General features: G+C 47.2%; 10 protein-coding genes. 7 read left to right on the top strand and 3 right to left on the bottom strand.

Annotated elements, in window-relative coordinates; all coding sequences use genetic code 11:
- Nucleotide 1: 1 nt before the first annotated feature.
- Nucleotides 2-448, top strand: coding sequence for a hypothetical protein (locus U9J37_RS08625; RefSeq protein ID WP_005472837.1), 447 nt, complete (start codon nucleotides 2-4; stop codon nucleotides 446-448).
- A 71-nt stretch (nucleotides 449-519) separates the two neighbouring features.
- Here U9J37_RS08625 and tolC read toward each other — a convergent pair whose 3' ends face one another.
- Nucleotides 520-1,845 (bottom strand): outer membrane channel protein TolC, encoded by a 1,326-nt coding sequence (gene tolC / locus U9J37_RS08620; protein ID WP_005472844.1) that lies wholly within the window; start codon nucleotides 1,843-1,845, stop codon nucleotides 520-522.
- Between the two features lie 233 nt (nucleotides 1,846-2,078).
- Here tolC and nudF point away from each other — a divergent pair, with 233 nt between their 5' ends.
- The 6 genes from nudF (at nucleotide 2,079) to parC (ending at nucleotide 8,970) form a co-directional block, all read left to right on the top strand.
- Entirely contained in the window at nucleotides 2,079-2,708 is a 630-nt protein-coding gene (nudF, locus tag U9J37_RS08615; RefSeq protein ID WP_038139724.1) for an ADP-ribose diphosphatase, read from the top strand.
- Nucleotides 2,696-3,136 carry a DUF1249 family protein gene (locus U9J37_RS08610; RefSeq protein WP_038139721.1) on the top strand — a complete coding sequence of 147 codons (441 nt, stop codon included), beginning with the start codon at nucleotides 2,696-2,698 and terminating at the stop codon, nucleotides 3,134-3,136. The genes nudF and U9J37_RS08610 overlap by 13 nt, the downstream gene beginning before the upstream one ends.
- Before the next feature lie 10 nt (nucleotides 3,137-3,146).
- Complete coding sequence (cpdA, locus tag U9J37_RS08605) at nucleotides 3,147-3,965, top strand: 3',5'-cyclic-AMP phosphodiesterase (RefSeq protein ID WP_005472817.1); 819 nt, start codon at nucleotides 3,147-3,149, stop codon at nucleotides 3,963-3,965.
- 9 nt (nucleotides 3,966-3,974) lie between these two features.
- Nucleotides 3,975-4,556: an esterase YqiA gene (yqiA, locus tag U9J37_RS08600; RefSeq protein WP_005472928.1), complete on the top strand. Its 582-nt coding sequence runs from the start codon at nucleotides 3,975-3,977 to the stop codon at nucleotides 4,554-4,556.
- A 253-nt stretch (nucleotides 4,557-4,809) separates the two neighbouring features.
- A complete protein-coding gene (gene parE, locus U9J37_RS08595; RefSeq protein ID WP_038139715.1) occupies nucleotides 4,810-6,690 on the top strand; it encodes a DNA topoisomerase IV subunit B in 1,881 nt (626 codons plus the stop codon).
- 3 nt (nucleotides 6,691-6,693) lie between these two features.
- On the top strand, nucleotides 6,694-8,970 hold the full coding sequence (gene parC, locus U9J37_RS08590; protein WP_322413795.1) for a DNA topoisomerase IV subunit A: 2,277 nt from the start codon (nucleotides 6,694-6,696) through the stop codon (nucleotides 8,968-8,970).
- Between the two features lie 51 nt (nucleotides 8,971-9,021).
- Here parC and degS read toward each other — a convergent pair whose 3' ends face one another.
- Both degS and U9J37_RS08580 read right to left on the bottom strand, forming a co-directional pair.
- Complete coding sequence (gene degS, locus U9J37_RS08585; protein ID WP_005472798.1) at nucleotides 9,022-10,083, bottom strand: outer membrane-stress sensor serine endopeptidase DegS; 1,062 nt, start codon at nucleotides 10,081-10,083, stop codon at nucleotides 9,022-9,024.
- Nucleotides 10,084-10,228: 145 nt separating this feature from the next.
- Nucleotides 10,229-11,596 (bottom strand): DegQ family serine endoprotease, encoded by a 1,368-nt coding sequence (locus tag U9J37_RS08580; RefSeq protein ID WP_038139711.1) that lies wholly within the window; start codon nucleotides 11,594-11,596, stop codon nucleotides 10,229-10,231.
- Between the last annotated feature and the right edge of the window lie 101 nt (nucleotides 11,597-11,697).

Genomic DNA, 11,697 nt, shown 5'->3' with positions numbered 1-11,697 from the left:
GATGAAAAAATTCGCTTTGCTGTCGCTAAGTGCAGCGCTATTGGCAGGATGTGCAAATGAACCTGTTGTTTGGGAACAAACGAACACGATCGAAGTGGCTCAAACGAACATCGCGCTTAAAAGTAATCTTTGGGTAAACAAAATGCCGACGATAGGTTCGGTTCAAGACAGTACACTGCATGGTGCGCTCTATTTAGAGTCAGATAAAGTGCTGCCTGCCCAGCTGGTGGTTGAATCACTATCAATCAAACAGGGTGAAGAAAGTTGGCAAATTGATGGCGACTTACTGGATTTACGTACTCACAACCAGAATCAATGGGAGTTGGCGTTTGTATGGCAGTTTGAGCTAGATGCTGAGAAACCTGTTGATATTGCGCTGCAAGTTCGTGTTGATGATAAAACAGAGTGGCTTGTAGAAACGGGCGTAGTGATTGATACCGTTTACTAGAAGCAGAAGGCTTCGTTCAAACAAAAAAGAGCAGGCACATCAGGTGCCTGCTCTTTTACTATGGTTTGAGATTATTTCTTCGCGGTACGTAGACCTGCGTTGATATCCATAATGTCTTGTTCGCTGAGTGTGCCAATCGCTTGACGAAGCTGCAATTCGCTGAGGATGTAATCGTAGCGAGCGTTCGACAGGTTTTTATTGGCATCATACAAACGACGAGTTGAATCTAATACGTCTACGATAGTACGTGTGCCTACATCGAAACCGGCTTCAGTTGCTTCAAGCGCCGATTCTGCTGATACAACAGTTTGCTCGTATGCACGCAGAGCACCGATTGACGCACTGATGTTATTGTTAAACGCGCGAACATCTTTGACGACACTGCGGTATTGCGCTTCTAGATCTTGGCTCGCCGCAACATAGCTGTACTCAGCTTGCTTAGTTTGAGAGCTAATATTACCACCCGTGTAGAGCGGGACTTCTAGGTTGATGCCTACGTTGAAGTTGTCGGCGTCGTAATCGTTACTGCTATTTGACACATCGGATAGTGAATAGCCACCATCAAGCGTCAGAGATGGTAAGTGGCCAGAACTAGCAAGAGAAATCTTGTCTTTGGCAACATCTTGAGCGATACGAGAAGAGAGCAAACTTAGGTTTTTCTCTTGTGCTTCTTCAATCAACTGAGTAATTGGCGTTGAGTTGCGGCTTGCAGAAAAACGCTTCGTGTCCAACACGTCGAGTTGCGCATGTTCTTGACCTGTAATTTCTCGTAGTCCTTCATAGCTGTTAATCAAGCTGTTTTCTGCCAGTACTTCATCAGCAAGTACTGCATCGTACTGAGCTTGCGCATCATGTACGTCGGTAATTGCAGAAAGCCCAACTTCAAAACGCTGTTTGGTCTGTTCAAGTTGGCGACCTACGGCAGCTTTTTCTGCTTGAACAAACTCTAGATTGTCTTGTGCACGTAAAACGTCAAAATAGGCTTGCGCGACACGAAGAATTAACGCTTGTTGAACTGCAGCATAAGAGGCATCCGCTTGACGTGCTGTTTTCTCTGCGATGTCGAGCGTTACCCAGCTTGAACGCTTGTAAAGCTCTTGACTAAAGCCAATAGACGCGCCGAATTGATTGCTATCGGTGTCTACCTTACCGCCCGAATTCAAGTCTTGTTCACCACGATTAATGTCGTAGCTCGCTTTTAATGAAATTTGAGGGAGTAGCGTCGAGCGACTAGAAGTTACTGCTTCGAAAGCTGCATCGCGTTGAGCAGCCGCACTGAGGAGTGTTGGATCGTTTTCTTTCGCTTGGTTGTAGATTTCAGCGAGCGTATCAGCAAAAGCACTGGTGCTCATACTTCCTAGAGCTGCACTGATAAATAGTGGAAGCAGTTTCTTCATAGGTCCTATTCCTGCCAAAAGATGAAAAGGGTTACTCGTCAAGAGTTTAACCCATACTGATGTTAATTCATGCAAAACTTTGCAAATTTTTACACTTAACTATCCACTTGTGCAATATATTTTATTATTCAATTTAACTCAGAATATAAAAATTATATAAAAAGTTGAGCCATGTCCTTGGAAGTTAAGCTTTTGTCTGAGTAAACTATAAGATTCACTCAGCGAGGTGCCAAATGCAACCATCTGAAAAGCGACACGGGGAGTTTACACCCCAAGATGTGGAAATAATCTCAAAAGAGACACTGTTCAAGGGTTTCTTTAGCATGGTCAAATACCGCTTTCGACATAAGCTGTTCGAAGGGGGGTGGAGTCAGCCACTTGAGCGCGAGATGTTTGAGCGTGGCCATGCAGCGGCCATGCTGCCTTACGACCCGATTACAGACCAGGTCGTTATCATTGAGCAAATCCGCGTTGGAGCATTAGAGCATCCATCACCATGGCAGATGGAGATAGTCGCAGGGATCATTGACCATGGAGAAACGGCGGAAGATGTCGTTCGTCGAGAGGCGGTTGAAGAGGCGGGGATTGACGTCACCTTGTTAGAGAAAGTGACGTCTTACTACCCATCTTCAGGTGGTTGCTCTGAAATGCTCGATGTTTACGTCGGAAAGGTTGACGCAACAACCGCACATGGCGTTCATGGTTTAGACTATGAGGGTGAAGATATACGCGTCCATGTCATTAGCCGTGAAGAGGCTTATGAGTGGGTAACAAATGGTAAGTTTGAAAATGGTGCTTCGATCATTGCTCTGCAATGGTTACAACTGAACCACCAACGTTTAAGAAGCGAATGGCACAAGTAGCAGTAAAAAAGCCGTATCATGTTGATTTATCAGAGCTGATGCGCACCTATGAAACCAATTATGCCAAACTCAACGCACTCATTCCGAGTAACGCGAGTGTTGGCGACGTTCGCTGTTATCAAGCTGCTAATATGACGTATCAAATTCAAGTGGGCGAAGTCACAAAGTACACAACTTTGGTCGATATTTGTCAAAGCGATGACGTTCCAGTATTTCCATTGCCGAGAATGTCTGTCAGGCTCTACCACGATGCTCGCGTAGCAGAAGTCTCGGAATGTGAGCACTTACGACGTGTCAATGCACGTTACGAATACCCAAATGACAAGATGGTTCAACAAGATGAAAAAGCACAATTGAACCGTTTTTTAGGCGATTGGTTAACATTTTGTCTGCGGCATGGTATCAGCCGGACACCGATCAATATTTAGGTTTGAAATTTTGAAAGTTACGTCAAACTCATCAGATAGCAGCATTAAGCTGCTCCAAATTACAGACACCCATCTGTTCGAAGCAACAGATGGCAGCTTATTAAGTGTCAACACTGGTGAGAGTTTTAAAGCCGTCGTCAATGCAATTGTCGAGCAAGAATGTCGTTTTGATGCTCTTTTAGCGACGGGCGATATCTCTCAGGATCATAGTGAAGCGTCTTATCAATGCTTTGAGCGTGGCATTGAGCCATTGCTGAAACCCTGTTTTTGGTTGCCTGGCAATCATGACTATAAACCGAATATGACGTCGGTGCTCCCATCGCCACAAATTCAGCAGGTCGACCATGTTTTGCTGGGCGAACATTGGCAGATGATCCTGCTAGATTCTCAAGTTATTGGTGTTCCGCATGGCCGCTTGAGCGATAAGCAGTTGGCTTTACTGGATGAAAAACTCGCGCAGTATGCTGATCGCCACACCCTCGTTTTGCTTCACCATCACCCAATTTTGGTGGGTAGTGCTTGGCTAGATCAGCACACACTTAAAGATGCGGATGATTTTTGGCAAGTGGTACAAAAGCACGATAACGTCAATGCTGTGTTATGTGGTCATGTACACCAAGATATGAATGTGATGCATCACGGTGTTCGCGTCATGGCAACGCCCTCGACTTGCGTTCAGTTTAAACCTAACTCGGATGATTTTGCGTTGGACACCACCTCACCAGGTTGGCGAGAGCTTGTGCTTAAAGCCGATGGGCAATTAGAGACTTACGTAAAGCGTCTTCCTGCAGGATGTTTCCAACCTGATTTCAGCTCTGCCGGCTATTAAGAGGATCGCATGAAGCCTTCACTACTTCTATATGTTCATGGTTTTAACAGCTCACCACTTTCACACAAAGCGAATGTGATGAAAGCCTACTGTGAGCAGTATCGGCCTGATATTAAAGTGTTGGTTCCTCAATTGCCTTGTTTTCCAGAGCTTGCTGCGAATTTGTTGCTCGACATTGTTGAACAGCATAAAGAGGATTACCGTATTGGTTTGGTCGGCAGCTCGCTAGGTGGGTACATGTCTATGTGGCTGAACAACCAGTTTGGCTTTCGAGCCGTGGTGGTCAACCCTGCGGTGAAACCTTATGAGTTGTTGGCTGATTACTTGGGTGAACAAGTTAACCCCTACACCAATGAAACGTATATGCTGGAAGAGCAGCATATCGCTGAGCTGATCGCTCTTGATACGCCGACGATTCGTGACCCGTCTGATTTTTGGTTACTTCAGCAAGAAGAAGATGAAGTACTCGACTACCGGCAAGCGGTGAGCAAGTTTGTTGGAGCAAAACAGACCGTAGAATCCGGTGGTGATCATAGTTTTGTCGACTTCGAACGCTATCCAGAAAAAATCATCAAATTCTTACAACTCTAAAACCTTGTTGCTCAGCTCCTTATCATCTTGAACACAATTTGTTAGGTTGATGAGGGAAGAGTCATAAATTTACCTGTTACTTACTTATCTCGCTTGACATCAATACGTCTCTTCCAGACTATGTTTCACTTATGCTTGGCAGGATGCAAAGCGATTAGAGTTTGCTCGCTTTTTCGATTCTCAATCAATTGCTAGAGCTTAATGTCCCGCCTGCTTGGCTACCCTTTTATTCTTTATATAGATATTCCGTATTATGACTGAACAATATAATGCGAAAGACCTTTCGGTTCTTGAAGGTCTCGACCCAGTACGACACCGTCCTGGTATGTATACCGAAACGGAGCGACCAAACCATCTCGCCCAAGAAGTTATCGACAACTCGGTGGATGAAGCGCTTGCGGGTCATGCGAAAAAAATCAAAGTCATTCTTCATGCTGACCAATCGCTCGAAGTAATCGATGATGGTCGTGGCATGCCCGTTGATATTCACCCGGAGAAAGGCATTTCGGGTGTTGAACTTATCATGACCAAGCTGCACGCTGGCGGTAAGTTCTCCAATGACAACTACAAGTTCTCTGGTGGTTTGCACGGGGTTGGTATTTCGGTAGTTAACGCGTTATCCAAACGTGTTGAAGTCACGGTAAAACGCCAAGGTCAAGTGCATGAAATCGCTTTTGAACACGGTAACGCCGTGACAGAACTGACCGTGACCGGAACTTGTGGTCATCGCAATACCGGAACGTCAGTCCACTTCTGGCCAGATGCTAAATACTTCGACAGCTACAAGTTCTCAGCGCTACGTTTGGTGAACAACCTGCGTGCCAAAGCCGTGCTCTGCCCAGGGTTAGAAATCACGTTTAGCGATAAAGTTAACGATGAAGAGCACAAGTGGTACTACGAAGATGGCTTAAAAGACTATCTTGCTGAGGGCGTGAAAGGCTATGAAGTACTACCAGCCGAGCCTTACATCGGAGAGTTCACTGCAGAAACGGAAATGGCAACGTGGGCGGTGATCTGGCAGCCTGAAGGTGGCGAGATGATCACCGAAAGCTACGTTAACTTAGTTCCAACTAAGCAAGGTGGTACGCACGTTAACGGTCTTCGCCAAGGTCTACTTGATGCGATGCGCGAGTTCTGTGAGTTCCGTAACTTGCTTCCTCGTGGGGTTAAGTTAACGGGTGACGACATCTTCGATCGTTGTTCTTACGTGTTGTCGGTCAAGATGCAAGACCCTCAGTTTGCCGGTCAAACTAAAGAGCGTCTTTCATCTCGTCAAACTGCGGCGTTTGTTTCTGGCGTAGTAAAAGATGCCTTCAGCTTGTGGTTAAACGAAAAACCGCAACTTGCAGAGCAGCTGGCAGAAGTATGTATTGCCAATGCGCACCGCCGTATGCGCGCTAGTAAGAAAGTTGTGCGCAAGAAGGTGGCATCAGGTCCGGCACTACCGGGTAAGTTAACCGACTGTTCTGTACAAGATTTAAATCGCACTGAAATCTTCTTTGTCGAGGGTGACTCGGCAGGCGGCTCGGCGAAACAAGCCCGCGATCGTGAGTTCCAAGCGGTGATGCCGCTGCGCGGTAAGATCTTGAACACGTGGGAAGTCTCTGCTGACCAAGTCCTTGCTTCACAGGAAGTGCACGATATCTCTGTTGCTCTGGGTATTGACCCTGACAACGACAACCTCGACGGCCTACGTTACGGCAAAATCTGTATTCTTGCCGATGCGGACTCGGATGGTCTTCACATCGCAACGCTACTATGTGCGCTGTTTACTCGTCACTTCCGAGCTCTAGTTGAAGCCGGCCATATCTATGTCGCGATGCCTCCTCTCTATCGAATCGACTGCGGTAAAGAAGTGTTCTATGCCCTTGATGATGATGAGAAAGAGGGCGTATTAGAGCGCCTATCGAAGAAAAAAGCCAAAATCAACGTACAGCGATTCAAAGGTCTGGGTGAGATGAACCCACTCCAACTTCGCGAAACAACCATGGATCCGAATACCCGTCGCTTGGTTCAGTTAACCATCGATGACAATGAGCAGACCATGGAAATGATGGATATGTTGCTAGGTAAGAAACGTGCGGATGACCGCCGTAGCTGGCTACAAACCAACGGTGATATGGCAGAGGTTTAATGAATGTCTAGTGAGATTACATACGATGGCGTTGAACAGTTGCCGATGCGCAAGTTCACTGAAGACGCTTATCTCAATTACTCAATGTACGTAATTATGGACCGCGCGTTGCCATACATTGGCGATGGTTTAAAGCCGGTTCAACGACGTATTATTTACGCAATGTCGGAGCTTGGTCTTTCGGCGGCAGCAAAATACAAAAAATCAGCACGTACCGTTGGTGACGTGTTAGGTAAATACCATCCACACGGCGACTCGGCGTGTTATGAAGCGATGGTATTAATGGCGCAGCCATTCTCTTACCGTTACCCATTGGTGGACGGTCAAGGTAACTGGGGTGCGCCAGATGACCCTAAATCGTTCGCTGCAATGCGTTATACCGAAGCGAAGCTGTCTAAGTTTGCGGAAGTCCTGTTAGGTGAACTTGGTCAAGGCACGGTCGAATGGCAGCCTAACTTTGACGGCACAATGAAAGAACCGCAAATGCTACCAGCGCGCCTGCCACATATTCTATTGAATGGCGTTACTGGTATCGCGGTTGGTATGGCGACGGATATTCCGCCTCACAACGTGCGTGAAGTGGCAAATGCAGCGATTCACTTGATCGATCATCCAAAAGCAGAACTGCCGGATGTAATGAACTTTGTTCAAGGCCCTGATTACCCGACCGAAGCAGAAATTATTTCGCCAAAAGCGGATCTTGAGAAGATCTATCGCACTGGTCGCGGCAGCATTAAGATGCGTGCGGTTTGGCACAAAGAAGGCTCTGATATCGTGATTACGGCGTTGCCACACCAAGTGTCTGGCGCGAAATTGCTAGAGCAAATTGCTAACCAAATGCGTGCGAAAAAGCTGCCTATGGTTGACGATCTGCGCGATGAATCCGATCACGAGAACCCTACGCGAATCGTTGTCGTTCCGCGTTCAAATCGCGTTGATTGCGACCAGTTGATGAATCATCTGTTTGCTTCAACCGATCTAGAAAAGAATTTCCGCGTTAACCTCAATATGATTGGTTTAGACAATCGCCCGCAGGTTAAAGGTTTAGTTCAAATTCTGTCTGAATGGATCGAGTTCCGCCGCACCACGGTTCGTCGTCGCCTACAGCATCGTCTAGATAAAGTGATGGCTCGTTTGCACATCCTTGAAGGTTTGTTGGTTGCCTACTTAAACCTTGATGAAGTCATTGAAATCATCCGTACTGAAGACGATCCCAAAGCGGTATTGATGGCGCGCTTTGGTATTACAGACATCCAAGCGGATGCGATTCTAGATACCAAACTTCGTCACCTAGCCAAGCTAGAAGAGATGAAGATCCGCGGTGAGCAAGATGAGCTAGAGAAAGAGCGCGAGAAGTTAGAGTTGCTGCTAGGTTCTGAGCGTCGCATGAATACCTTGCTTAAGAAAGAGATCCAAGCGGACGCCGATAAATATGGTGATGATCGCCGTTCACCGCTGGTTGAGCGTGCAGAAGCGAAAGCACTGACTGAGCGTGACCTCGTACCAAGTGAACCAATTACCGTTGTTCTATCAGAGAAAGGTTGGATTCGTCACGCGAAAGGTCATGATGTCGACGCTGAGGGGCTAAACTACAAGTCTGGTGATAAGTATCTCGCTCATGCTCGAGGGAAGAGTAATCAACAGGCCGTCTTCCTCGGTAGCGATGGTCGCAGTTATTCACTCGAGTCTCACTCGCTGCCATCTGCAAGGAGTCAAGGCGAGCCGATTACTGGACGCTTGAACATCACGGCGGGCAGTGCGATTCGTCAAGTGATTATGGGTGAAGAAGAGCAATTATGGTTAGTGGGCTCTGATGCTGGCTACGGCTTTGTTTGCAAAGGCAGCGATCTGCTTTCTAAGAACAAAAGTGGTAAAGCATTGGTGACGTTGCCAGTGAACTCGGAAGTGATGACTCCTGATGCGATAGCGGATCTCGATTCAGACGAGATTGTTGCGATCACGAACCAAGGTCGAATGTTGCTGTTCCCGATTAAAGATCTGCCTCAGCTTGCAAAAGGTAAGGGCAACAAGATCATTAATATCCCTGCGGCAAAAGCCAAAGAGCGCGAAGAGATACTTTCTCACTTAATTGCGGTGCCTAGAGGCGCAACATTGACGCTTTATGCGGGTAAACGCAAGTTAGGCTTGAAGCCGAGTGATCTAGATAATTTCCGCGGTGAGCGTGGGCGACGAGGTAGTTTGCTGCCGCGTGGTTTGCAACGTGTCACTCGAATAGAGATTGACTCTGGCTCAGCCTCGGTTGAAGAGAACGCTGAATAACAAAAAATCCCATGCCAAGGCATGGGATTTTTAATTTCAGTGCAGAGATAATTAGCGAGTGTCTTCTGCTATGGTAACTTGAAGCGTTTTCTCTTCGCCTTTTCTGAGAATAAGCACATCAACCACAGTGCCGGGTCTTAGCTCGGTCACGATGTCAAGTACGCTTTGACGGCCATTAATTTTCTTGTCGTCGATCTTCAAAATAATGTCTTGTGCTTCAAACCCTGCTGCTGCCCCAGGGCCATTGGGATCAACCCCTAAGACAACAATACCACCTAGATGCTCATTGCCGAGCAATCTTGATGTGACGGAATTGATGTCTTGACCATCAATACCAATGTAGCCACGAATGACCCGTCCATCTGCGATGATCTTCTGCATGATTTTGTCGGCAAGGGTAAATGGAATTGCGAATGAAATCCCATAGGTCTCTAGCTCTGTCGCTTGTTGGAACGAAGCGGTGTTGATTCCAACGAGTTCTCCGCGGGTGTTAACAAGAGCACCGCCTGAGTTGCCTTCGTTGATGGCGGCGTCGGTTTGAATAAACGCTTGTCGCCCGTCAGCACTGATTGACGAGCGCCCCGTTGCGGAAATAATGCCGAACGTCGTTGTTTGACCAAGGTTATATGGGTTACCGATCGCTAAGACAACATCGCCCACTTTAGGCGTGTAGTTTGGGTTTAATGGAATCACCGGAAGATTGGAGCCTTCTACACGAAGTATTGCGATATCGGTACGGCGATCTTTACCCACTAGCTGTGCTGCGGCGACTCGACCGTCTTGTAAGGCGACAATGATTTGATCAGCTTGGGCTACGACGTGGTAATTTGTGATGATGTAGCCTTTTTCGCTGACAATCACTCCAGAACCAAGACCTTGTGTGAGTAGCTTTGAACGGTCAGCCTCGGTGTATTTACGGCTATAGATGTTCACCACGGCGGGTGCTGCGTTACGGACCGCTTGGTTGAACGAGATTTGTAGCTGGCCGCTATCTTTTTCCTGATCTAATGGAGTATGTGGAAGGATATTGCTTCGTAGTGAAGGCAACGCGAGCAGCAATAGCGCTGCAGTGGCAAGCCCTAAGCCTACGGAACGCAATATAAATTGCAGCATACTGTCCTCGTCTAGCGTTTGGTAGAGATAAGTTGCTGAAGAATAGCACTAGATGAGTCAATAATAAAAGGACAGCGGAATTTCCCACTGTCCTTTCAGGCTGAGTTCGCGTTTTTATGATGAACTTATCATCAGTAAAGTGGCGCTATCGAATGACCAAATAGAGCGTACGGTCGCCACGCTGAATGTTAAGCGCTAGCACGCCAGGTTGCTTCTCTACGATTTTACGGAACTGAGCTAAGTTTTTCACACGCTTACGGTTAACGCCGATGATGATGTCACCTTCTTCGAGTTTGTATGCGTCTGCGCTTGAGCCTTTCTCGACCGCAGTCACTTTCACCCCTTGCACCGCATCACTTGCATTGGTGTTGGACAGTTGGGCGCCCGATAAGCCTTCATGAAGTTTCTCTGCTGGCGCTTTTGCGTTTTGCATTTCACCAAGGGTTACTTCAAACGTCTTCTCTTTGCCGTCGCGAATGACACCAAGTTCGATGGTTTTGCCCGCACCCAACGTCGCTACCTTCGCGCGCAGTTCACTGAACGAAGTAATGGATTTACCATTAATGGAGACGATAACATCACCTGCTTCAAGGCCTGCTTTGTCAGCGGCGCTATCCGCAACCACTTGGCTGACAAACGCGCCCTTACTTGACTCATACCCAAGCGCTTCTGCGAGTTCAGAGGTGATTTCTCCACCTTGCACTCCTAGCATGCCGCGTTTGACTTCCCCAAACTCGAGGATTTGGTCTGTCAAATTGGTCATCATATTGGATGGGATGGCAAAGCCGATTCCGACATTCCCGCCATTGGGCCCCAAGATAGCGGTATTAATACCAATCAATTCACCGTTTAAGTTAACCAATGCGCCACCCGAGTTACCGCTGTTGATCGCGGCATCGGTTTGAATGAAGTTCTCGAAGTTTTCAAGATTAAGGCCACTGCGTCCCAACGCAGAAACAATCCCTGAAGTGACGGTCTGACCTAAGCCAAACGGGTTACCAATCGCAACAGTAAAGTCGCCGACTCGTAGCTTATCTGAATCTGCAATCTTAACTTCCGTTAAGTTTTTAGCCTTCTCTAACTTGAGTAGTGCAACGTCAGACATTTGATCGCCACCAACAAGCTCGGCATCGTACTCTCGGCCATCATGCAGTTTGACGCGGATTTTTTCGGCGCCATTAATGACGTGGTAGTTGGTCACAATGTAACCTTTGTCTGCATTGATTATGACGCCGGAACCTAAACCGCGGAATGGGCGCTCTTGCAATTGTTCGGTTGGAAAGTCAGGACCGAAGAAGAAGCGGAATTGCTCAGGGATATGTTGTCTTGATACTTGTGTGCCTTCGACAGAAATACTAACGACGGCTGGGGTCACTTTTTCGAGCATGGGAGCCAGACTAGGGAGCTGCTCACCGTTAACAGATAGAGGCAATGCCGCCGTTGCGGGCATTGGGGTGATGATTGAACTTAAGCTTAATGATAGGACGGTTAATGCAAGCAAAGGTTTTTTCATCTGATAACTCCTATTTAGTTAAGGCCTTAACTCTTATATTTGACTGAAAAATATAAGATCAAGTGGCGCTTGTGAGAGTTATGACTCAAAAACCTATGCAA

It is taken from the genome of Vibrio sp. 16 (assembly GCF_963681195.1).
GTDB classification, from domain to species: domain Bacteria; phylum Pseudomonadota; class Gammaproteobacteria; order Enterobacterales; family Vibrionaceae; genus Vibrio; species Vibrio sinaloensis_D.
This window is presented reverse-complemented; position numbering and strand designations above follow the sequence as displayed.